This window comes from Lentimicrobiaceae bacterium (assembly GCA_020636745.1).
In the GTDB taxonomy this organism is placed as follows: Bacteria; Bacteroidota; Bacteroidia; order Bacteroidales; family Lentimicrobiaceae; genus Lentimicrobium.
This window is the reverse complement of record JACJXH010000011.1, coordinates 29,650-53,594: the sequence shown is the minus strand read 5'-3', so window position 1 is coordinate 53,594 and position 23,945 is coordinate 29,650. Positions and strand designations below refer to the sequence as shown.

Below are 23,945 nucleotides of genomic sequence, written 5' to 3'. Positions count from 1 at the left end.
CAATTCAGTCTTTGCAAACGGGTAAAATTATTGTAAATGTTGTCCCCTTGTTTTTTTCAGAAACAAAAGAGATTTTACCGTTGGCTGAATCTATTATGTTTTTTACCATGGCTAGCCCCAGACCCATACCTCCGGATTTGGTGGTAAAATTAGGCGAAAAAATCTTTGACTTTTCCTCCTCTCCTATTCCAATACCATTATCGGTAATCTCAATTTTGTGCCATTGGGGCATTGGTTCGAGTTTAATTGTTATTAAACCTGTTTTATCAGGTGGTATAGATTGAACTGAATTGTTGAGAAGATTGATAAAAACACGTGATAATTGTTTTTCATCAGCAAATACGAAACATTCCTTTTCCGGAATAGTAAAACTGAAATTAATGTCAGGATGTTGATTGAATAAACTCAGAGTGCTCCTGATTATGGTTGTTATCTCTGTTTTTTTGTTAACAGGTTGAGGCAATTTGGCAAAATCAGAAAAAGCTGTGGCAATGGAAGCAAGTGAGTCAATCTGGGTTACCAGGGTTTGGGTTGTTTTGTCAAGCCGGGTTTCCCAGTCAGGGGCATGTTCCTGATAGGCTTTGCGCAGATGCTGAATGCTTAATTTCATGGGTGTGAGCGGATTTTTGATCTCATGGGCAACCTGTCTGGCCATTTCCCTCCAGGCGCTTTCACGTTCCGACCTGGCAAGTTTTTCGGCGCTTTCTTCCAGTTTATCTACCATCAGGTTATATTCATGCACAAGGTCTCCTAATTCGTCTTTTCGGGAATATATTATTTTTTCATTGGTTCTGTTCAGATTCAGACTCGAAAACCGGTTGCGTATCATTTGTAATGGCCTGGTCAGAAAATTACCAACTAAAAGTGAGATAAATACAGCCAATGCTGTCAGAAGAACGAATATGTTTAAAAAAGCGAGCAAAAAAGATGAAATTTCCTGGCGCAACTCTTGTTCCCTGGCAAAATAAGGGAGATTTATATAGGCAATGATTTTGTTCTGATTGTTGCGAAAAGGAAGGTAAGCTGATAGATAATTATAGTTGCCGATTTGTTCGTTGGCAATAAACAGTGTACGTTTCTCAAGAACCAGCTGCTGGTAAGCTGCCGTGGTCATTCTTCCTGATTTCAGTCCTTCGTCAAATATCTGAGGCCTTGATGAAGCCATGAGTTGGCCGTTTTTATCATAAAGGTTAATATCGCTGAAAAAAACCATTGAAAACTTGGTGAGTAATTCTTCAAGATAAGGCTGTTGTGTATGGTCTAAGAAGTCGAATGATGACAATTTATTTTCTATTTCAATTAGTACTGAATGCGCTTTTTCACTGAGCATATCTTTATTTTTCTTGGCATTCAGGCTTTTAATGTTATATATGGTTGAAATTCCTACAGAAATGGAAGAAAACAATATTAGGGAAACAAGCATAATTTGAAGACGGGTTTTCAAATCCAGGTTTCTCCTGCTTTTAATCCTGCCAAGTCCTGCTAAACCTGTTGCAATCAATAACAAAATGATGTGAAAAATAAACTGATAGGTGAAAGGAGCTAGTTTATCCGTTATTGTATCTGATTTACAACTGATGATTATGGAAGTATCTCTGTTTATTTTATGAAACAAGTGGTTGTAGCCATTATTATCATAAAAATAAAAATCGCTTTTTCGAAAAATATCCCCCGATTCATTGTTACTGTATGTATATTCTCCGACGTTTTTGACCAATTCGTTTTTAAAATAGATGGCATATGAATACCCTGAAATGTCGTTTAAATTTGTTAATGATTTGTCGAGTAAAAGTTCGGGATAACCCAGGCCTTTGGGAACATATTTCCTGTTTAATTCTATAATCAGATGTGCTTTTTCTGAGTGTAATGCATTACTTCCGAAAGCTATATTGGCTATATAGCTGCTCGCATCGTAAGATTCACGTATAAAATAAAGCGATGTACTTGCTGTTTTCTCCCCAATATTGGAAATAATGGATTGAAAGTAGTCCTGGCAACCGATCAGGTAACCCGATGGCTTAATTTCCAATACTTTTTCAGGATAACATAAAGTAACCTGAACATTGTATTTGGTCCAAAAACCTTTGAAATAGTTATTTCTGATGTAATTAATGCATAACTCTTCTTCTGAAGGATAAAGCCAGGCTTTCATAAATAATTGCCCGAATACGGTATCACTTTTAATCTTGTTTTCTTCCTCATCAAATAAAAATTCTGCAAGCTTATCCCGGTCAGATGAAAGTCTGACTGCCATTAGCTTCCTTTCGTCATGTTCCTTGAGCGCTTTTTGTTGCTGAACACTATAGGCTGACGATATGGTTAAAACCAGCACTATCAGAATAGAAGTCGTAGCATGAGGAAACTTGAGGAAGCCTTTACGAATGAGAAGAATTATTAAGTAATATAAGCACAGCGCAAACAGATTTAATGCAGCAGGCCGATAAGAATTAACCAGGTCAGATAGAAAATAAATGGAAGCATTCAGAAAGATAAAGGTGAAAACGGGCTGCCAAAATACCTCCGGCTTATAAGCAAAACGCAGCAACGGAAAAGTAAACAGGAAGAAGCCTGCTAAAAACATGGCTATAATAAGGAAACCAATGATGCTGTAAAATGAAAAGTCCATTACGCTGCCGGGGTCAAACTTAAAAGATGAGTTTATGATAAGCGTATCTATCAAATAACAGCAATAGTAAAATGAAGCGATGGAAATAAGGAAGATAATGTAAGGTAATACTTTATTAATCAGTATAATAGGTGTTGAAATTTGCTTATTGTTATATATATGCCTGTAAAAAGCCGCTAAAATGCCTAGAATGGTGATGGAATTTATGAATAAGTCGCCTAAAGATGGTAAGAAGCGCGACGAAGCAAAGTAAACGGGGCTAAAAAAATCGGATGAGTATAGGATATTTGGGATTCTGAAATAGAAAATAATACCCCGAAGTATGAGAATGTCAATTGCAAACAGAACGAAATGAAAAACATTTGAATGGATAGAAGTATATCTCTGATAAAGCTTGTAAATAGAAAAAATCAGAAGAATGTAAGCTATTGTGTACAATATCGTGAGCAGGGAAAGATCCACGGAATTGAATAATATTTCATCAGAAGGCAGAATATAAAACAGGGCGTTGCCGGAAGTATCTTTTACAGGATATTCCGTGGGAGTAATAAGTACTTCGTATTTGTTAGGGATGGAATATGCCGGGTTGAATTTGGAAGTTAAATAGTCATTTTGATAACGGAAAGAAGACTTAATTATATCGGTCAGATAATATTGAAACCGACCGTCAGTGAGTGAATTTACCTGATAAAATCCGTTGCCTGTTTTTAAAATTCTTATGTGCTTTAAAGAGTCTGCATTTTCAATGTTTACGGGTAATGAGTTATCTGACCAATAAAACAAATGGTTATCTTTGAGTACAAAGAGGTTGAAATTTTCAGGAAGTCTGGACGAAAAATTCTGGATGGACAGATAACTTTCTTTGTTATCTGATGCAGCCAATTGGGCCAGAATTTCCTTTGCGACCTGGTTTCTTAGATTTAGCTCTGACTCAAACCTTTGGATGTATTTATCCGTATCATTATTTTTATCCAGGTGTCGGGTATAAAATACCGATAAAAGAATGATAAAAACAGCGAGAGAAACGGAGTACCAATGAATATGTTTCTGAAAAGTGGACGCATTCATATCTTGAGCTTTAAAAAACCTATTGCATACAAACAACAGGCCAATAATCAGGCCGGACTGTTAATTAAATAGTGGTAAAGATAATAAAGAAGCAGCCGTTAAATGGCAGCTTCAATGATTAAGATGACGATTTCTTAATAACGTAAGTTATACTTGAGTATTCCGAATTGATTTTGCGGGCCATTCTGTTGGATAAATAGCCTCTGAAAGCTGCTTTTGTAAAAGAAGATTTACCGTTTTTATATTTCTCACTCAACAATGAAACATAATACGAGTCAAATGGCATAGGGATTCTTGCCACTAATTTGAAATGATGTTTTTCAGCCAGTTGAATAAAAGCGTCTGCTGAAAAATGGAATAAGTGACGCGGTACGTCCCACGCGGCCCAGTAATTATCGTAATAAAGTGCGTCGTATGAATTGGGATTGGGAAGAGCTATAAAGGCGACTCCATTTTCGGTGAGGAGACGGTTTATAGTCGCCATTCTCTCATTAATATCTGGTACATGCTCAAGCACATGCCACATAGTAATAACATCAAAAGTGCCATCTTTTAACCGGGGTAAGTAATCCTCATTTTCAACTTTAAGGTTGTATTCGCGACGTGCAAATTCTCTGGCATTATTGTTAGGTTCAATACCAGTGACTGATAAATTGTTTTGGGCGCAGTAATGAAGAAACTCACCGGTGGCACACCCAATGTCAAGTAAATTTGGTGTTTTTACATATCGTTGAATCTGTTTGAGTTTCTTTCGTAAAGTATACTTGCGTATGACCTGGTATGTGCGGTTAAAGAGTCCTGATTTCTGATTGGAATGAGAAATATATTCCGGTGATGCATAATAATCCTGTAACTTGTCTAAAGGTGGTACTGGTTGGGTTTGCATTAAACCACAGGAATCGCATCGGAAAATGGTGAAAAATTTCCCACTTAAAAAGTGGTCTTTTAGCTCAATATGTTTTGTAAAGCTCTTATTATCACAGAGTAAACAAGATTTAGGGGGCGAAATAAATGTATGTTCCACGTGAAACAGGTGTATTTTAGTGTAAGGTTGTTTAGCGGGTCAAATATACAACTAATACCGAGATGTCCGCCGGGGATACGCCGTTAATCCTGCTTGCTTGCCCAATTGTTTGGGGTTTTAGTTTGCTTAGCTTTTCGCGGGCCTCAAATGATAGTGAAGTCAGGGATTTGTAATCAAAATCAGCTTTCAGGGGGATGTCTTCAAACTTTGAAATTTTTTCGGCTATTTCTTTTTCCTTGTCAATGTATCCTTCGTATTTGGTAAGGATTTCAGTCTCTTCTATCACTTCATAGGACAAACCATTGTATTGTGAAAAATGGTCATGTACATGGGGTAAGGTTTGAATTAAATCGTTTAATCCTACCTGGGGTCTGAGAAGTAAGGTGGATAGTTTAACTTTTTGATTAATGGAGGCAGTATCGAGCTTATTCAGCATTTGATTTACCTGTTCGGGAGTTACACTTTCGTTCATGAGAAAATGTCTGGCTTTTTCAATGGCCAGTAGCTTCTCCCCTACTCTATCGTAGCGCTCTTTGGAAGCCAATCCGAGCTTGTATGCCATTGGGGTTAGTCTAAGGTCAGCATTGTCCTGTCTTAATAAAATTCTGTACTCTGCGCGTGAGGTAAACATCCTGTATGGCTCGTCAATTCCTTTTGTGATAAGGTCGTCAATTAAGACTCCAATATAGGCTTCTGACCTTTTTAGGATGAACGGGTCGGATTTATTGATCTTAAGATGCGCGTTAATTCCTGCCATCAGGCCTTGTGCTGCGGCTTCTTCATAACCTGTAGTTCCATTTATCTGACCGGCAAAATACAGGTTTTGAATCAATCTGGTTTCAAGTGTATAGTTGAGCTGCACCGGGGGGAAGTAATCGTATTCAATGGCGTATCCTGGTCTGAAAATTTTAGCCTTTTCGAATCCCGGGACTTTGTGCAACGCCTGAAGTTGAATGTAATCAGGCAATGATGACGAAAATCCGTTCACATAATACTCAACAGTGTCCCATCCTTCGGGTTCAACAAAAAGCTGATGTCTGCTTTTGTCGCTGAACCTGTCAATTTTGTCTTCAATTGATGGGCAATATCGAGGTCCCCGACCTTCAATACGGCCAGCATACATGGGTGATTCATCAAAACCTAATCTGAGGATATCGTGAACTTCGGGGCTGGTATAAGTTAAAAAACAACTTCGCTGGTGGGTAAGGGCTGGAGTATCTGTATATGAGAATCTGGCTGGATTTTCGTCGCCTTTTTGCTCATCCATTTTACTAAAATCAATACTTCTTCCGTCGACTCTCACCGGGGTGCCTGTTTTAAGTCTGGCTGATTCAAATCCTAAGGCAATCAGATTTTCGGTCAGACCAACAGAGGCCTTGTCACCCATTCTGCCGCCTCCAAAGTTTTTAGTGCCTATATGAATAATTCCATTCAGAAAAGTGCCATTGGTAAGCACAACGGATTTTGCTTTAATTTCCTGCCCCATTGCTGTTATTACGCCTGTAACTTTGCCATTGTTAGTTGTTATGGAAGTTACAGTGTCTTGCCAAAAATCAAGATTGGGCGTTTGTTCAAGCATCAACCGCCATTTTTCGGTAAATCGGGCTCTGTCGCTTTGGGCTCTGGGGCTCCACATGGCTGGTCCTTTTGATTTATTCAGCATTCTGAATTGAATCATTGTATGGTCTGTTACAATACCTGAGTAACCGCCCAGGGCATCAATTTCGCGCACAATTTGCCCTTTTGCTATGCCACCCATGGCCGGGTTGCACGACATTTGGGCAATGGTTCCCATATTCATGGTAATAAGTAAAACCGAAGAGCCAAGGTTGGCTGCTGCGGCCGCGGCTTCACTTCCGGCATGGCCAGCGCCAACCACTATAACATCGTATTCTTTAAACATTTACACTTGTTGTTTCACGTGGAACATAGTAAAAATAGCATTCGTCAAAATCAGTAGCAGGTATGAATAACAAAAAATGCAACCCATTGTTGCTGTTTGAATGGATTGCAAAATTACGAAATATTAGAAGCCAATTTTCTAATTGCTTTCAGGATGGGATATGGGCCAGGTGTTCTTCCTCTTTTAAGCGCATATGGGCTGCGTCTTTTTTTGTTTTGTCTTTGTATCCGCAAAGATGCATTATGCCATGAACCATCACTCGATTAAGTTCGTCAGAGAACTTCTTTTCAAATTCAACAGCATTGTCTTTTACCCGTGGTATGCTGATGAAAATGTCGCCCGAAATCATTTTATCTTCACTATAGTCAAATGTGATTACATCCGTTAGGGTGTCATGATTCAAATATTGAACATTCATCTTGTGTAAAAAATCATCACTGCAGAAAATAAATGAAATGTCGCCAGTGTTGTAATTCTCTCTTTTGATTGAATCTGATAGCCAGGCTTTGGTTTTCCTTTTATTCTTTAGTGTGAAAGAGATGTCTTCGTTGAAGAAATTGATCATATGAGCAAGAGTTTTATTTTGAAGTTGCAAAGGTAATTCTTTCCTGCATGCATTGCCATAGGCAGGTGATTGGCTTTTATGCTTTGATTTTCTTAATTTGTGTTATGGTGTTGTGCTGAGGTTTGTGGCAAAAAAAATCCGGCCATGAGCCGGATTGTATTGATTAGAATGATATGTAAATGATGTTAGTTGCTTTTTATAGACCCTGTGCCCGGGATATTCAGAAAATACTCATTTACCTTATTGCGGTAATAATCGCGTAAAGTTGGAGGAATGGTTCGTAATAGCTCTGTTTCACGCACTGGCAGAGCCGGATTCTCAAAGTATTTGGCTGGGTCAGGTTTCGGTAAATCGCGGCCCTGGTTTGATTCGCGTCGTTCTTCCTGATCGCGCTTCAATTCTGCCTTTTCTGATTCCAATAATCGGGTAAGAATTTCCTGTTGCCTTTGCATGGTTTCCTGGTTCAGTATCTTATTTACAAGATCTGTTTCCGTTTGCTCCATGTCTTGTAACATTTTGTTCAGGCCCTTTTCCGACAAAATGCCCTCTTTTTGCAGTTGATCGCGATATTCCTGCATCTGCTTTCGCAATGATTCCTGTTGAGCGGCCATTCTGGCGAGTTGTTCGCTCATTGAACCTTGTCCGCTTTTGCCTTTCTCTCCTTTGCCTTCTTTCAAACTTTTTTTCATGGCTTCCATCTGTTGGTTCAGCTTTTCCTGCATTTGTCTCATCGACTTCATTGATGGTTTCCCTGAACCTGGATTTGGACAACTTTTGCCTGATTTTGATGAAGATTTCATCGACATATTTTGCTTCATTTCTTTCATTGATTCGGCTAAAAGCAGTGCCAGATTGTTTACCGAGGTCATCACATACTGTTGTTTGCCCATGGCTGAAGAAATCGCGCGGCTGTTTAATGCATCCAATGATTGTCCAACATTGTCATTTATGGTTGAAATTTCACGGTTTACTATCGATTCAATCATTGGTTGGCGCTTGCTGAGTGCATATAGTGAGTCTTCAACCATCTGCAGGTTGTCTTGTATGCCTTTTTGTAATTCTACTACTTTGTTAAATTGCGGATCGTTTCTTTGAAGTTGACCAAGCTTATTGATGAGTTCTTCCTGATCGAACGAAATCCTTACCAAATTTTCAAGAATGGCACGCAAGGATTCAATGTCTTCTCCCATCGATTCCTCCTCCATTTCCTGTTGCATCTGAAAAAGCATTTCACTTAATTCGCCCATCTTCTCCGAAGCCTTTTTTTGACTGTCAGAAGCTTTCTTCGATTTGCTTTCCTTCAGATTTTTTTCAGAATCGTTCAGTTCTTTCTGGATATCTTCCTGCTGCTGTTCGGGGTTTTTATAGTTGTTTGGATCTTCCAGCTTTTCATTTTTTTCTTTCAGGTCTTTCAGGTCTTTTTTAATTTGCTCAAACTCCTTATTGATTGATTCCTGCTTCTCGGTAAGGTTATCAAGGTCTTTTTTGTCTGCACCTGCCGATTTTTCAGATAGTTTTTCCTGCTCATCCGACAATTGCTTTAACTTTTCGATGGTTTCAGTAAGTTTTTTGTCAAATTCAAGTTGTTTGAAGAGTTCAAGATTTCTATCGAGCGATTTTTCCATATCTTCAGCATTAAACTTCATCTTTTCCATCACTTCGTTTAGCTTATCTTTATCAAGATTCTCCATCATTTTTTGAAGTTCATCAAAAAGCTTACGCATTTCATCGGTCATAATCTCATTGAATAGTTTTTCCAATTGCTGCTGCTTTTCAACAATTTCCTGATTCAATTCTTTGTATTGTGATTCTTTCAGATTTGATTCTTTATTTTGTTTTTTAAGTTCATTAACCTGATTTTGCAGGTTTTTCTGCCTGTCGAGCAGGTCCTGTATTTTCTTTTTTTCCTGATAATTCAGGTTTTTCTTGTCAAATAGGTCTTTAGTAAGCTGGTCAATGTCTTTTTGAATCTTTTTTGCTTCCTGAATGCCCTTTTCTAATTCATTTTTAACATTTTCCTGGTTTTTACTTACCATGGTCTCAATCTCCTCAAGTGTCGGAATTTTAAATGACATTCTTTGAGATCTGGAAGATTTGCTCCCGTTCACACCATCATTGTCCCATACCTGGAAATAATATTCAACTTCTTCACCCGGCTTTAAACCGGCAGACGAAATGTCGAAATAGTAATAAAATTGCTGTTGCAAATTAGCCTTTTGGATGTCTATTGGCATTGAAACTTCTGCCGAAGGCTCTCCGTTTGCATTTTTTCTGGCCAATCTGAATTCAAGATTGCGAAAACCATAATCGTCCTTTAATAGTCCACGGAAATACAGCCTGTTATCATAAATTGAATCATGAAATTCTTCAACATTAATAACTGGATATAAATCTGGAAGTACATTAATGAAAAACGACATGGAATCAGCCCCTTTCATATATTCATTTTCGATAGTAACCGAATAGGAAACGGGTTGCATTAACCGGCGCGAAACTGTAATGGTATTGGAGGCTGAAGACTTAAGTGTTTCAAGCGTATTTCCAAATCTGAAGTCAAGTGAACGGGTATCACGGGTATAATATTTCCATAAAATGCTGGTTCCCTGTGGTATAATAACATCTCCTGTGTTTGTGAGCAGTTCACTTTTTTTTCCAGTGTACGGTGGATAAATTAATTCAAGATCAAAATTTAAAATAATAGGCCTTGGCAATACTTTAAGTTCATAATCATTCGTTTGGAAACCGGCTGCGATGAAGCTAAAATGCTGTGTTGTTTGAAGCTTACGGAATGTGTATGAATAGTTGAGCTTATCAGATGCTTCCATCCGGTACTCAATTCCATCTAAAAGAATTGATACCTGATTGGGAAGTTCCTCTCCTGATAATCTGATATTTATTGTAAAGTCTTCTAACTGAACTGCTTGCAGATTTTTATTTGTAATGTTAATGGAAAATGGAAGTGGTTTTTCGAAAGGTGTGGAGTAATGAAGAAGCCTGGTTGATGGTTCAGTTATTTTGGTTGGTGCAATAAAAAGAAAGGCGATAAGTATAAAGAGTGGTGGTGCTGCAAAGTAAAGATATTTGGAGTTTTTCTTTAAATCAATGGCTGATACAAAGGGAATGGGTTTGAGACTTTCAGCTTTTTGATTTATGCTTGCTATTATCAGGTCCTTATTTTTTTCGTCAGAATCTATTAATGAATTGAGCTGCAGTGTATTAAGGAGTGTATCCTTAACTTCTGAGAAATGTTTACCAATGATTTGAGCCGCCATGGCATGAGAAATGCGCGGACCTGCTTTATAAAGCTTCAAGATGGGAATTATAACAAACCAGGTTATAATAAACAAGGCACCAGCGATATAACTGAAAAACAGGATCGATCTGACAAGAGGCGGAAACCAGGCCAATGATTCCAAAAAAGTGAAAATAAGGAAAAATGATCCCAGTAAGGCTATGGAATACAGGCCTCCTTTTATCAACTGGTTGGTATAATATTTTCTGATAAACGCGTCCAGCTTATCAATCAGAATATGATAATTGTCATTCATTATTGAAATAGTTTGGAAGAAAGTTGAATAACTGTTTCTTGTGAGCTGTTTGTAGAGTTTTAATATTGCTTAAACAAAGTTTATGAATGTTTGACAAGTAATATTAAGAAAGAAAGGAGCCGGGAGATCGAAAAATGGGTAACCGAAACTACTTAGCATCGAAAACTTCAATTCCGTTCCAGTCATCGGGAATACCTTTCTGAATATTATTTTTGCAGCGATTAACATAGAAAGCTGCAACAGAATCCGACTGGTTTATCTTAACAATGTCGCTAAACACTTTTAGTGCCTCCTCAAACCGTTTATTTTTATAATGGTCTATTCCGTTGCCAAACAGTGACTTAGTCTCTATTTTCAGTGATTTTATCTCGTCAGGGTCGCCGTCTAGAACTTCGAACACATATACGGCCTCTTTTTTGCCCTTTACGCGGGCTATATCGAGGAAACGAAAATTGTATTTTTCAGGATTTTCGAGTTTAATAAGAGTATCTTCACTCATAATGATCGAAGTTCTGTAAATTTTTGAAAGTCCTTCAAGTCTTGAAGCAAGGTTAACAGCATCGGAAATTACGGTTCCGTCCATTCTTCCCTCCCCTCCTACTACCCCAAGCATGAGATTACCAGTATGAATTCCAATACCCGAATCGATAGTTGGTTTTCCCTGATCAATTCTGTCAAGATTAAATCTTGAAAGTGTATGACGCATTTCAATAGCCGCATCAATGGCATCATCCACTTTTTCATGAAAAAGTGCCATAATGGAGTCTCCGATAAATTTGTCAATAAAGCCATTGTTCTTTCTTATTACTGGCTCCATGTACCCGAGATAATGATTGATAAAGTCAAAATTTTCTTTAGGAGTCATATCCTCTGAAAGTTCAGTAAATCCGCGGATATCTGAGAACATTACTGTCATTTCTTTTTGAACCTGATCGCCTAATTGAATATCAACAAAGTCTTCTTTTCCCAGGAATTCAAGAAACTGGTTAGGTACAAAACGGCTATATGCTTCATTCATTTGTGAAATTCTGAATATGTATTCACGTAGTCGCGATGTCATCATATTATAACCTTCCGACATCACCCCTATTTCATCATTTGTTCTCACAATGGTATAATTGTCGAGCATTCCTTCACCTGTTTTGCGCATACTTTCAACCAGTTCATTAACAGGTCTTACAATATCAGCAGTCGACCAGTTTACAAAAAACAGGATATAAATGAATGATACAAATATTCCACTAAAGATTCCTCCAAACATTAAAGTATTGTCCAATGCGCTGATATAGTATAAGTTAGCAAAGTCGGATTTGCTGCTTAAATCAACATCAGGCCCCAATATATTGACCAGCCGGCCCAGCATAATGCGCATTTCGTCCTGTCCAACAGGGCCCATGTCTTTTATGGGTGTGAGACTTAATACCAGATACAGCATAACAATGGTAAGCGGAAGCAGGGTGGTCATGGCACTGGCAATGTAAAGCCGGCTGCGGATTTTGCCAGCATTCCTGCCAAATATTCTCTTTTGTAGCTCTTCACGGGTAAAAATATGTTCGATATAACGAATGTGAACCCTGTGTTTTTGCCAGAAAAAGATAAATAGTACTGTTAGAAGTGAAGCTACGAGCGAAATAAATAGATAATTTGAGAACATTCGCCGGCCTAATTCATCAGAAAATACGGATGGTGATTGCAATTGATATATCATTATACCATGCACAATGCTAAAAGCAAGCAAAACAATACCACTATTGATGATAGGGGTAAATAATAAAAACCTTCTGCAATAGCGATATAACTTTGGAGAAATTACCTTGCCTTTTCGTTTTCGTCTAAAGTACCTTTTGTAAGGTAAATTGAATGCAAATCCGGCAAGAGTACTCAACAACATGACAAATTTAAACATCGAGGAGATGGAGCTTGAAAAAGCAGAAGAGGTGCCCTTTTTCCCATTTCCTATAGTAATATTGAGGTCTGATAATGAATCGGTTGCAGATGTTTCTATTGTTCGTTGAATACTATCTGCAATTCGTAAAATACTGTCACTGTTTGATTGAGCCATTGCTTTGCCCAAATCAAGTCCTGTTTTATATCCCGCTTTAAATTGGGCTGCTGTTTTTTCTGCTTCTCCGGTATGGCTCCTCAAGCCTGTTGAATCAACTTCAACCACATTTTTAAAAACATTTTTATCCTTAAGTTCAGGAAAACTTTTAAGCAGCATAAACCCTAAAACAGGGAAAACCAGCATCAGATAGAGCAGAATTGGAAAAAGAAAAATTCTGCCTATATGATATTTTGGGATTTTATTTCTGGGAAGCTTGGTGGGTTTCATATTTTAAAACTGAAAAGTAGCACCTGTATTTTTATTTAACGCCGCTATCTTTACAAAGTTACATTAATTTGATTTATCTGAATGTTAATAATTTCAAAATGCCTGCATTACCAGATATCTCCGATACCATAGTTATTTGCATTCAAACAAAGTCTGTTTTACTATCTTTGCAGCGCTTAAGAAAATGCAAAAATGAGAGAAATTCGTGTACGATTTGCACCCAGCCCAACCGGGCCACTGCACATTGGTGGTGTGCGCACTGCTTTGTATAACTATCTGTTTGCCAGAAAGAATAATGGGAAATTTCTTCTTCGTATTGAAGATACCGATCAAACAAGGTTTGTACCCGGAGCCGAAAATTATATCATAGAATCATTGGCCTGGAGTGGTATTCATTTTGATGAAGGTGTGCATCTGGGAGGGCCCCATGCACCCTATCGCCAAAGCGATCGGAAGGAAATTTATCATCAATATGCCATACAGCTTATCAAAAACGGAACAGCGTATTATGCATTTGATACTCCTGATGAACTTGAAGCCTTGCGCAAAGACTATGAATCACGGAAGGAGACATTTCAATATGGGCCGCAAACCCGCGTGGGACTTAAAAATTCGCTTACCCTGGATGAAAATGAAGTTGCTAAGCTGCTTGACGCCGGAGCACCATATGTAATTCGCGTTAAAATTCCCGATAATGAGACCATTCATGTGCAGGATTTAATTCGTGGCTTAGTTAGTGTTGATTCTAAGTTGTTGGACGATAAAGTCTTATATAAATCAGACGGGATGCCTACATACCACCTGGCCAATGTGGTGGATGATTATCTGATGAAAATTTCACATGTTATCCGTGGGGAAGAATGGTTGCCTTCGGCCCCGCTACACGTATTACTCTATCGTTATTTTGGCTGGGAAGCAGAAATGCCTGAATTTGCCCACTTACCTTTATTACTCAAACCTGATGGCAATGGTAAATTGAGTAAACGTGACGGAGACAGGCTTGGATTTCCGGTTTTCCCACTTCGGTGGACTGACCCAAAATCAGGTGATATTTCTTCGGGTTATCGCGAAAGCGGCTACCTGCCCGAAGCTTTTATCAATATGTTAGCGCTGCTGGGCTGGAATCCTGGTACAGAACAGGAAATTCTTAGTATGAATCAGCTTATTGATTTGTTTTCAATTGAACGCGTAGGGAAATCAGGTTCCAAGTTCGATCCCGAAAAGGCCAAATGGTTCAATCATCACTATTTATCAACACTTTCTGATGATAAAGTGGCTGATTTGCTTGCAAAAATACTTCAGGATAAAGGCGTAAAGTCTTCGCGGGAATTAATCATTCGTGTTTGCCCTCTCATTAAAGAGCGCGCAAATTTGATTCCTGATCTCTGGGAACAGTCATGGTTTTTCTTTACTGAACCAAAGACATATGACGAAAAAGTAATCCAGAAATTCTGGAAGCCAGAAACTCCTGCCCTGCTTCATCAAATGGTGTCATTGATTGAAAAACAGGACAACTTTACAGCTGAAGCACTTGAAGTGGCCATCAAGGAGTTTATTCATAGTAATGGACTAGGAATGGGAATGGTAATGAATACATTACGACTTGTTCTTGTTGGAGGAAGTTTCGGCCCGGGTGTTGCAGCTATCATTTCTGTTCTTGGAAAAAATGAAGCGATTAACCGTATTCACAAGGCAATAGATGCAATAAAATAAAGCGTGGTTGTTTCTTTGATTCCAACATGCTTGTCTTTGACAAGTGTTGATATATTAAATCAGAAATAGGCTTATGAATGGCGATCCCCTACTCTACCGGAAACTTGACGAGTTGAAGATTTCCTTTGAATACTACGAGCACCCGCCAGCACCAACTATTGAAATTGCGCTGCAGTTCTGGAAAGATATCAAGGAAACAACCCATTGCAAAAACCTGTTTTTTCGCAATCATAAAGGAAATAAACACTATCTGGTCATATTCAGTCATTTACAAACATTGGCCATTCATGATTTGGAAAAGAGATTAAAGCAGGGAAAACTTAGCTTTGCCTCTGAACAAAGAATGGAGAAATACCTTGGTTTAAAACCCGGCTCTGTTTCTCCTTTTGGACTAATTCATGATATTGACCATCATGTGCATTTGTTTTTGGATAAAAATCTGAAAAATCTTCCCAAAATCAGTTTTCATCCCAATATCAATACCGCGTCACTTGTGCTGAATTTTAATGATTTTATGAAATATCTGGAATCAACTGGCAATACATGGGAGTTTCTGGAATTGTATGACTAATAAACACATGAATGATTGCAAAGATGGGAAGGCTTATCCGATTTGCACAAAGGATGATGGATTTTAATGTCAGAACTGAATGAATCAATGTACTTTGCATGTTTTTGTCATACTGGTTTCAATGTTTTTTAATTAACTGATTCCGATTGCCTTAATTCGAATGAACCCTAGAAAAATTGTTTTATTTATCTTTTTTACGCTCAGTATTTTGCTGGCAGTTACCTTTTTAAGTAAATCTTATATACGCGAAGGTGAAGGTAGAGAAAGCGGTTTTGAGTTGGGAAAACTTTTCATAAAATATCCTACCGTCAGCGAATTTCTGTTAACCAACAAGCCTGAGGTTAATACAAGGGCTGATAGTGTTATTTCTATCATAGAGAAGTCAATTCCCGTGGAAGAGTTTGTTCCATCAATTCCCGACTTTTCCTCCATTGACACATCAGAAGTTCTCAGAATTCAGTATCCTGGCAATAAAAGTGACTTTACTGCAAGGCTTAAATCTCAATTAGAAAGTGGAACATGCCGCATTTTGCATTATGGTGATTCTCAGTTGGAAGGAGATAGAATTTCGGGATATCTCAGAAACCGGCTGCAAGGCATTTATGGCGGAAATGGGCCTGGATTTATTCCTGTTAAACAAGTTTACAATCAGGTTTCTGCTGATGTAATTTGTAGTGATAACTGGTTAAGATTTGCAGTTTTTGACCCTACTCAGCCTAAATTGGCGCATAAGGAATATGGACTCTACGCCTCTCTCTCTCGCTTTACGCCTTTTGACCATACAACGGTTGACAGTCTGACTATACAATCACTTCCTCCGGTAAAAGCGGACATTCAGATAAATCCATCTGCAAAATCATATGCCAGACTCAAATCCTTCAGTAAAATCGGTTTACATTATGGAAACGCTGTTTATCCGGTTAGTATTAAAGTATTTAACAACGGGCAATTAATAAAGGAAGGCAACCTGATAGCCGATAATAATTACCATTGTTATGAAATTATAACCGATGGACGTTCCGGTGAAATCCATATAGAGCTGGAAAGCATTTGCAGCCCTGATTTTTATGGTCTTACCCTTGATGGTAATTCAGGAATTAGTCTTGATAATATTGCCATGCGAGGTTCTTCAGGTACTGTTTTTAGTGGAATGAAAGCTGGTATTTTTTCCAGGATGGCAGGTTTGCTGAACCCTGAAATTATAATATTTCAGTATGGAGGCAATACTGTTCCTTATGTTAAAGATTCTGTGGCTATTGATAATTACGCCAGATATCTGATGGGGCATATTAACTGGGTACGCCGTTTTATGCCGGATGCCAGTATTATTTTTATTGGTCCCACAGATATGAGTACAATGGAAAACGGTGAAATGGTGACCTACCAACTCTTGCCTTATCTGAACGATAAATTGCGCAGCACATGTTTAAAGAATGGAATTGCTTACTGGAGTATGTATGAGGCTATGGGCGGAAAGAACTCAATGCCATTCTGGGTTGAACAAAAGCTGGCGGCAAATGATTATACGCATTTTTCACCCCAGGGAACGAAAATTATTTCTGAGCTGTTTTTTACAGCATTATACCTTGATTTAGCCCAATGAGAGTTAAACTGATTCTGCTTTTTTCAATACTTATTATTTCTGCTGGCACTTATGCACAGGAATACATTCTCGATAGTGTTTTGCCGTATTACAAAGCTATTATTCATCAGGATTACAATACATTGTATTATGCCGACTCCTCTGAAAACTTTAACCTGTTTTTTAAGAAAATAGATAGTTTATACAACGGAAAGACTGATAAAATTCATATTTTTCATATCGGAGGTTCGCATATTCAGGCCGATATTTACTCCAATAAGCTGAGAACTTATTTTCAGAATATGAATGATTCGGCCATGTCGCAGCGTGGGTTTATTTTCCCATTCCGGCTCGCCGGTACAAACAATCCGTTGAATTACAGAATAGATGGGAACAGAAAGAAATGGAAAGGTTACCGATCGTCAGTTAAGTCAGACAGTACCTTATGGGGCTTATCAGGTATCACAGCAGTGCTGTTGGATTCAATTGATACCCTGAAAATTAAAGCTAATTATAAAAATTTTACCAAATGGCCTTATTCTTTTAGCCGTATCAGATTTTTTGTTGATGCATCGTGTTTGAATTATTCAATTTCCCTGATTGACAGCACAAACTGTATTGTTTCAGATAGTCTGAATATAGAATATGGTTTTATTGAATATAAATTGATGCATGAAACAGAAACAGCCCTGTTCGAAATCCGGAAAAGAGATACTTCCTCTGTTTCATTATTTAAGCTGATGGGTGTTGAACTGATGAATGAAAAGCCCGGAATTGAATATACTTCAATTGGCGTAAACGGTGCAAGCTTTGAATCATACAACAGGTGCACTTTGTTTGAAAAGCAGCTGAGCTTATATCAGCCTGATCTTTTTATCATTTCAATCGGAACAAATGATGCATACACAACTGATTTTAAAGATGATAAATTTGCTGCATATTATGAATCTCTCATTCAGACGATCTTGAAAATTAATCCTCAATGTGCTATTCTGATGACGGTCCCCAATGATTCGTATTACCGCAGAAAATACCCCAATAAGAATACAGCCAGACAGCAAATAATTATTCATCAATTAGCCAGGAAATATCAGATGGCAGTTTGGGATTTTTATAGCATTATGGGCGGGTTGGGCTCATCGCAAAAGTGGTATTTGAAAAAACTGATGCCTCGCGACAGAATTCATTTTACTTCACTGGGATACAGCATAAAAGCTGACTTATTGCTCAAGGCAATTGTATTGCAATGGGAAAAATCAACCGGGCGTGAACCGGAAAGTATATTGAAAATGATAACCGGGAAAAATGAATAGGCTCAGCGAGATATTTTCATTTTCAGAGGACTTTCCGCTCATTTTTACGCAGGCGGGGTTTTGGATTTTCTTTGCGCTGGTTTACTTTGGCTTTTCACTTGTATATAAGCGTAAGAACCTTAGAAACAGTTATTTGTTACTGGTGTCCTTGTTTTTTTATTACAAAACCAGCGGGATGTTTGTAGGATTGCTGATGTTTACAACCATCAGCAACTTTTTGTTAGGCCGATTTATTTTCAGGCATCAGTCTAAATCAGGAAAGCTGGTACTGGTTTCGTTAAGTGTTGCTCTTAATCTCTTTATTCTCAGCTACTTTAAGTATGCATATTTTTTTACCGATTCAATCAACTTCATTTTTAATACCCATTTTGAAGTTGTTCATTGGTTGGCCGCCTGGGGTAACAGCATCAGCAGAGCCGGATATTTTACCATGGACTCTATTGTATTGCCCATTGGTATCTCTTTTTTTACATTTCAAACAATTACCTATTGTGTTGATATCTACCGCGGAAAACTTGAACCCATTGATTCTGTTGTTGATTTTGGTTTCTTTGTAAGTTTCTTTCCGCAGCTGGTTGCTGGCCCGATTGTAAGAGCCGGAAATTTTATTCCTCAGATTGGGAAGGATACGCTCATCACCAAACAGGATTTTGATAGAGGAACATTCTTGATTATCAAGGGATTGATAAAGAAAATGATTTTTGCCGACTATATAGCCATGCATTTTCTGGATAAAGTGTTTGACGCCCCTTTAATGTTCTCAGGATTTAGCAATGTAATGGCGATGATCGGATATTCACTACAGATTTATGGCGATTTTTCTGGTTATACCGATATCGCTATTGGACTGGGGCTACTGATGGGCTTCCGTTTGCCTGAAAACTTCAATTCGCCTTACAAAGCCCGTAATTGTGGTGATTTCTGGAAAAGATGGCACATCTCACTGTCTTCATTTTTAAAGGATTACCTTTATATTCCATTGGGTGGTAATCAAAAAGGCAGTATCACTTCTTTTATCCTCACCGGTGTTATCCTTACTGGAACAACGCTGGCTTTTGGCAACTGGATTGTTGCGGCAAGTGTTGCTGCAGTAGTGGTTGCTTCATTTGTTTCGGCCAAAGTTTTTCCTTCTGTTAGCAAACACTTTATTACCAATATCAACATTATGCTTACTATGTTGATTGGCGGACTTTGGCATGGTGCCTCCTGGAAGTTTGTTATTTGGGGCGGCCTCAATGGGCTGGGGATTGTAGCTTATAAGAACTGGCGTTTGATAAGTCCCTGGGAAAAGTCAAATCACCCTTTGGCTGTTGTTTGGAAGGTGTTGTTGACGTTTACTTTTATCACTTTTACGCGTATTTATTTCAGGGGCGAAAGCATGGAACATATTTCAATGTGGTTTCAACAGGTATGGAATCATATGGATTGGGGCAGCGCTCTGTCTGTTTTAACTCATTACAGGATGGTTTTTGTTGTGATGTTGATTGGTTTTATTACACATTTATTGCCTGTTAGAACAAAGGACTTCATTGAACGGACATATGGAAACAGTCATTTCGCAGTAAAAGCCGGAAGCTTTATTGTAGCAGGTATATTGTGTTATCAGGCTTATTCAGCGAGCTTTCAGCCGTTTATTTATTTTCAGTTCTGATCCTAACTGCTCTGGGATTAGAGTATAAGCCATATTCATTGATTTGGCGGGAGCAAACGTTCCGGCAAATTACCAGAATGTTGGGTTCTCTGATGAAAACACTCCCCTACTCAGTATCCATTGCCATCACAGCAAAAGTTGCCAGCCAGTGCTCTCCGGCATAATCGCCATCAGCCACATTGGGCAGGGCAGCTTCAAGGTGCTTTTGGGCTGAGGTAATCAATGCTTCTTGGTTCAAGCCCGATTTAGCTGCCAGATGTTTCAGGCACCAGGCGCGTGAGAAGTTAAGACCATCCAGATGAACTAATTTTCCATCGCTGCGATCGCCAACCCTGGCTGTTTCTGTCATTATTTTCAGGCTACCGGTGTTTATTCCGGGCAGAAAAGCATTGATCCAGTTAAGAAATTCATCATCGGGTAGTACCCTGGCCATTAAATCGGCCTCAATAAGGCAGGGAGAGAGAAAATCATAGCCACTGGGTTCCCACGATTCAGGGCAGTTTTGGTCATTTAAATAGAAATCCCTTGCCCTGGCAATAATAAGCGCTTCCAACGCTTTATTTTGCGTTGTCCGGGCATAATCGAGGGCGAATGATAGTCCAAAGGCCGTATTGGAATGCTCGCCCACCCGTATAGGGTAAACCAGCTTAGGTAAAAAGTCGAGATAATACTGGCAAATGAGATTAGAAAGAGGAAAAAGGGCGGCTTCCCATTCCCTGCCATCTGGATTGTCCCAGGTATGTAACTCTTCGGCAAGCTTCAGCAACCATGCCCAACCGTAAGTTCTTTCAAAGGATTTATTATTGCTGTCGAGGAAGAAATTAACTTCTACGGCTATATTTTCGGGGGTAATGTTCTTCTTGATGGCATCTTTAATTTGCAAAGCTTCAGGGATGTCAGGGTATTGTTTCAGGAGTTTTATCAGCATCCAATGACCATGTACTGATGAATGCCAGTCATAGCACCCGTAAAATGCCGGACGGTATTCGCGCACCGGTTTTATATCTTCTTTGCTGCCAACAACTTCTCCCGGTTTATTGGGATATTCCTGTTGTATACATTTCAGCGCCAGTTTGGAGAAGTGTGAGGCTTTTGCTTCGGTTAGTTTTTGTTGGGCAAGGGAGTTGCCAGCCCAAAACATCAATAAGATTGCAATGATGTATTTCATAGTGCGCCGTTTTACAACAAATTAAATGATTTTTTTTTACAAAACGCCAGTAGAAATCCGGTTCATGATCAATGTCTCAGGTCAATTTTTTAATATGTGAGAATTGGAAGCGCCTTCAGCTAATAAAATATTGTGAAGATTGAGGTTGGCAGAAATAAAAAAGCAATTATAAGTTTCCTTATAACTGCTTTTATTGTTGACCTACCAGGTCTCGAACCTAGACTCTTCTGATCCAGAATCAGACGTGTTGCCAATTACACCATAGGTCAGTAATGAGGCTGCAAAAATAGTAAAATTATTAATTTACGTGCAAGCTTTTTTAACAAAAACTTTCAGATAAATCAGATTTTAGCTTTTGCCCACGAATCTTTCAGCGCAACGGTCCTGTTAAATACTAGTTTTTCAGGTTTTGAATCACTGTCAACGCAAAAATAACCCAAACGTTCAAACTGGAATTTATCCAATGGTTTTGAACGGGCTACAGATGATTCAACAAAACCTTTGATAACTTTTAGTGAATCGGGATTGAGGTTGCTTTTGTAATCTTCTCCTTCAGGCACATCTTCGGGGCTCTCAGCGAGGAATAACCTGTCGTAAAGTCTGATTTCGGCTTCAACTGATTTTGAGGCAGAAACCCAGTGCAACGTGCCTTTCACCTTACGATTGCTGAGCGATCTTCCACTTAAGGTTTCAGGATCATGCGTACAGTGTATCTCGGTTATTTCTCCGGTTTGCGGGTCTTTCACCACTGATTCACACTTGATGATGTATGCATATTTTAACCTTACTTCACGGCCAGGCGCCAGACGGAAAAACTTTGCCTGAGGCTCTTCCATAAAGTCGTCGCGTTCAATATACAATTCGCGGGTAAAAGCAACTTTACGTGTTCCGGCTTCCAGATTTTCAGGGTTGTTGATGGCATTCATTTCCTCAACTTTATCAGCCGGATAGTCAGTAATAACAAGCTTTACAGGATTAATAACTCCCATAACGCGCTGTGCATTTTTGTTTAGATCTTCGCGAACACAATATTCGAGCAGGCCAACATCTATAATATTTTCGCGTTTGGCCACGCCAACAAGATCGGAAAAATTGCGAATAGAAGCAGGCGTAAACCCTCTGCGCCTGAGGCCTGAAATGGTTGGCATCCGGGGATCATCCCACCCGTTAACAAAATTATTTTTTACCAATTCGAGTAACTTGCGTTTACTCATCACAGTATAAGTCATATTGAGGCGGGCAAACTCAATTTGCTGTGGTGCAAAAATTTCAAGTTCGCGAATACACCAATCATATAATGGCCTGTGTACCTCAAATTCGAGTGTACAAATGCTGTGTGTTATCCCTTCAATGCTATCACTTTGGCCATGGGCAAAATCATACATTGGATAAATACACCACTGATTACCTGTACGATGATGTTCGGTATGAATAATGCGGTACAAAATGGGGTCACGCATATGCATATTCGGTGACGACATGTCTATTTTGGCTCTCAGTACATGAGTTCCATCGGCAAATTCACCTGCTTTCATGCGGCGAAAAAGATCAAGATTTTCTTCAACGCTCCGGTTGCGGTATGGACTTTCCTGGCCCGGTCGGGTAGGAGTGCCCTTCTGTTCTGCAATCTGTTCTGCAGTTAAATCGCAAACATATGCTTTGCCCTTTAAAATCAATTTTTCGGCAAATTCATAAATTTTCTGAAAATAGTCTGATGCGAAATATTCACGTCCTTCCCAATCAAACCCAAGCCAATGCACATCATAACGGATAGAGTCAACATATTCAACATCTTCTTTTACAGGGTTGGTGTCATCAAACCGAAGGTTGCATTTTCCGTTGTACTTCAGAGCGGTACCAAAATTCAGACAAATGGATTTGGCATGACCAATATGAAGATAACCGTTAGGCTCCGGTGGAAAACGGGTGTGAACCCGACCCTCATTTTTACCATTTCTGATATCTTCTTCTACGATGGAATGAATAAAATTGGTTGCCGTTTTAACATTTCCGGCTGCTTCTGATACATTATTGTTGTCGCTCATGCTTGGCAAATGTATTGTTAAAGAGTACATCCTGAAAGGGTTTGCAGCAGATAAGGCTGAAAATTATACCTTTCGGGATTAAGTTTGCAAAGGTAAGAAGGAATTTCGCCTGAAGGATAGAGAAAATGAAAAATTTACAATGCTGTGGCAGAAATCTCAATAGTATTATTAAGAGGCTTAAGTGCCACAAGTTAATTTTTCGAACATTCGCTTAAAAGTTTCCGTGCGATTGAGGCTAAAGCCACAGATGTTCTGCCAGTATTTTTACACCAATTCCTATGAGAATCAGGCCTCCCAACATTTCCATTCGTTTTCCGAGTTTATCTCCGGCTTTTTTTCCAAACAAAATGCCCAGCATTGACATGATGTAAGTGACAGAACCAATTATCAGTACGGGTAACAAGATGGCCATCCATAAAGGTGTATCTGGCGTTTCAAGAAATGCAAAACTCACGCCAACTATCAGTGCATCAATGCTGGTTGCCAGCGACATAGTAATCAGAACAGCTGGCTTCAGGGGATTGAAATTGCTTCTGTGTTCTTCTGGTTTTAAACTCTCGTATATCATTTTCAGTCCCAGTAAGGCAAGAAGGCTAAATGCTATCCAATGGTCAAGATGAGCCAATTGGTTTCGGATAGTAAGACCGGCTAACCATCCAATCATGGGCATCATAGCCTGAAAAAATGCAAGAGAAAATGCGATGATACAGGCTTTGATGAAACTTATCCGCGGTAACATTAGTCCACTACTGATTGAAACAGCAAATGAGTCGAATGATAAGCCAAAGGCGAGTACTAGCAGCGTAACAGGTTCCATAAAGCCGTAAATGAGGGGG

14 protein-coding genes and 1 tRNA gene are annotated in these 23,945 nt (G+C 38.9%); 5 read left to right on the top strand and 10 right to left on the bottom strand.

Annotated features, from left to right (window positions below; translation table 11 throughout):
* Positions 1-4: 4 nt before the first annotated feature.
* From H6541_14200 to H6541_14175, 6 genes are all read right to left on the bottom strand, one after another.
* Positions 5-3,694, bottom strand: a complete 3,690-nt coding sequence (locus tag H6541_14200) for a GHKL domain-containing protein (GenBank protein MCB9016935.1) — start codon at positions 3,692-3,694, stop codon at positions 5-7.
* Positions 3,695-3,812: 118 nt separating this feature from the next.
* Positions 3,813-4,580 carry a class I SAM-dependent methyltransferase gene (locus H6541_14195; protein MCB9016934.1) on the bottom strand — a complete coding sequence of 256 codons (768 nt, stop codon included), beginning with the start codon at positions 4,578-4,580 and terminating at the stop codon, positions 3,813-3,815.
* A gap of 169 nt (positions 4,581-4,749) precedes the next feature.
* The gene (gene mnmG, locus H6541_14190; protein ID MCB9016933.1) at positions 4,750-6,621 is read right to left on the bottom strand and encodes a tRNA uridine-5-carboxymethylaminomethyl(34) synthesis enzyme MnmG; all 1,872 of its coding nucleotides are present in this window, start codon (positions 6,619-6,621) and stop codon (positions 4,750-4,752) included.
* A gap of 148 nt (positions 6,622-6,769) precedes the next feature.
* Positions 6,770-7,186: an rRNA maturation RNase YbeY gene (gene ybeY / locus H6541_14185; protein MCB9016932.1), complete on the bottom strand. Its 417-nt coding sequence runs from the start codon at positions 7,184-7,186 to the stop codon at positions 6,770-6,772.
* Between the two features lie 185 nt (positions 7,187-7,371).
* Positions 7,372-10,734: a hypothetical protein gene (locus tag H6541_14180; GenBank protein ID MCB9016931.1), complete on the bottom strand. Its 3,363-nt coding sequence runs from the start codon at positions 10,732-10,734 to the stop codon at positions 7,372-7,374.
* A gap of 148 nt (positions 10,735-10,882) precedes the next feature.
* A complete protein-coding gene (locus H6541_14175) occupies positions 10,883-13,066 on the bottom strand; it encodes an adenylate/guanylate cyclase domain-containing protein (GenBank protein ID MCB9016930.1) in 2,184 nt (727 codons plus the stop codon).
* 192 nt (positions 13,067-13,258) lie between these two features.
* Here H6541_14175 and H6541_14170 point away from each other — a divergent pair, with 192 nt between their 5' ends.
* The 5 genes from H6541_14170 to H6541_14150 all read left to right on the top strand — a co-directional run bounded on the left by H6541_14170 (position 13,259) and on the right by H6541_14150 (position 19,896).
* On the top strand, positions 13,259-14,779 hold the full coding sequence (locus H6541_14170; GenBank protein ID MCB9016929.1) for a glutamate--tRNA ligase: 1,521 nt from the start codon (positions 13,259-13,261) through the stop codon (positions 14,777-14,779).
* A gap of 73 nt (positions 14,780-14,852) precedes the next feature.
* On the top strand, positions 14,853-15,350 hold the full coding sequence (locus H6541_14165) for a prolyl-tRNA synthetase associated domain-containing protein (protein ID MCB9016928.1): 498 nt from the start codon (positions 14,853-14,855) through the stop codon (positions 15,348-15,350).
* Between the two features lie 160 nt (positions 15,351-15,510).
* Positions 15,511-16,953: a lipase gene (locus H6541_14160; GenBank protein ID MCB9016927.1), complete on the top strand. Its 1,443-nt coding sequence runs from the start codon at positions 15,511-15,513 to the stop codon at positions 16,951-16,953.
* Complete coding sequence (locus H6541_14155; GenBank protein MCB9016926.1) at positions 16,950-18,245, top strand: hypothetical protein; 1,296 nt, start codon at positions 16,950-16,952, stop codon at positions 18,243-18,245. Before H6541_14160 ends, H6541_14155 begins: the two co-directional genes overlap by 4 nt.
* A complete protein-coding gene (locus tag H6541_14150; protein MCB9016925.1) occupies positions 18,238-19,896 on the top strand; it encodes an MBOAT family protein in 1,659 nt (552 codons plus the stop codon). The genes H6541_14155 and H6541_14150 overlap by 8 nt, the downstream gene beginning before the upstream one ends.
* Positions 19,897-20,002: 106 nt before the next feature.
* On the opposite strand, the gene H6541_14145 is transcribed toward H6541_14150, so the two are convergent.
* From H6541_14145 to H6541_14130, 4 genes are all read right to left on the bottom strand, one after another.
* Positions 20,003-21,064 carry a DUF2891 domain-containing protein gene (locus H6541_14145; GenBank protein MCB9016924.1) on the bottom strand — a complete coding sequence of 354 codons (1,062 nt, stop codon included), beginning with the start codon at positions 21,062-21,064 and terminating at the stop codon, positions 20,003-20,005.
* Positions 21,065-21,260: 196 nt separating this feature from the next.
* Positions 21,261-21,333: transfer RNA gene (locus H6541_14140), tRNA-Gln, on the bottom strand.
* Positions 21,334-21,405: 72 nt separating this feature from the next.
* A complete protein-coding gene (locus H6541_14135; GenBank protein MCB9016923.1) occupies positions 21,406-23,109 on the bottom strand; it encodes a glutamine--tRNA ligase/YqeY domain fusion protein in 1,704 nt (567 codons plus the stop codon).
* A 235-nt stretch (positions 23,110-23,344) separates the two neighbouring features.
* Positions 23,345-23,926, bottom strand: coding sequence for a manganese efflux pump (locus H6541_14130; protein MCB9016922.1), 582 nt, complete (start codon positions 23,924-23,926; stop codon positions 23,345-23,347).
* Positions 23,927-23,945: the final 19 nt, after the last annotated feature.

Bases quoted from the DNA above. Each gene is read 5' to 3' on its own strand.
- H6541_14150 (MCB9016925.1), top strand. From the start codon at position 18,238: ATGAATAGGCTCAGCGAGATATTTTCATTTTCAGAGGACTTTCCGCTC.
- H6541_14195 (MCB9016934.1), bottom strand. From the start codon at position 4,580: ATGCAAACCCAACCAGTACCACCTTTAGACAAGTTACAGGATTATTAT.
- H6541_14165 (MCB9016928.1), top strand. From the start codon at position 14,853: ATGAATGGCGATCCCCTACTCTACCGGAAACTTGACGAGTTGAAGATT.
- H6541_14130 (MCB9016922.1), bottom strand. From the start codon at position 23,926: ATGGAACCTGTTACGCTGCTAGTACTCGCCTTTGGCTTATCATTCGAC.
- H6541_14200 (MCB9016935.1), bottom strand. From the start codon at position 3,694: ATGAATGCGTCCACTTTTCAGAAACATATTCATTGGTACTCCGTTTCT.
- mnmG (MCB9016933.1), bottom strand. From the start codon at position 6,621: ATGTTTAAAGAATACGATGTTATAGTGGTTGGCGCTGGCCATGCCGGA.
- H6541_14145 (MCB9016924.1), bottom strand. From the start codon at position 21,064: ATGAAATACATCATTGCAATCTTATTGATGTTTTGGGCTGGCAACTCC.
- H6541_14160 (MCB9016927.1), top strand. From the start codon at position 15,511: ATGAACCCTAGAAAAATTGTTTTATTTATCTTTTTTACGCTCAGTATT.
- ybeY (MCB9016932.1), bottom strand. From the start codon at position 7,186: ATGATCAATTTCTTCAACGAAGACATCTCTTTCACACTAAAGAATAAA.
- H6541_14180 (MCB9016931.1), bottom strand. From the start codon at position 10,734: ATGAATGACAATTATCATATTCTGATTGATAAGCTGGACGCGTTTATC.
- H6541_14135 (MCB9016923.1), bottom strand. From the start codon at position 23,109: ATGAGCGACAACAATAATGTATCAGAAGCAGCCGGAAATGTTAAAACG.
- H6541_14155 (MCB9016926.1), top strand. From the start codon at position 16,950: ATGAGAGTTAAACTGATTCTGCTTTTTTCAATACTTATTATTTCTGCT.
- H6541_14170 (MCB9016929.1), top strand. From the start codon at position 13,259: ATGAGAGAAATTCGTGTACGATTTGCACCCAGCCCAACCGGGCCACTG.
- H6541_14175 (MCB9016930.1), bottom strand. From the start codon at position 13,066: ATGAAACCCACCAAGCTTCCCAGAAATAAAATCCCAAAATATCATATA.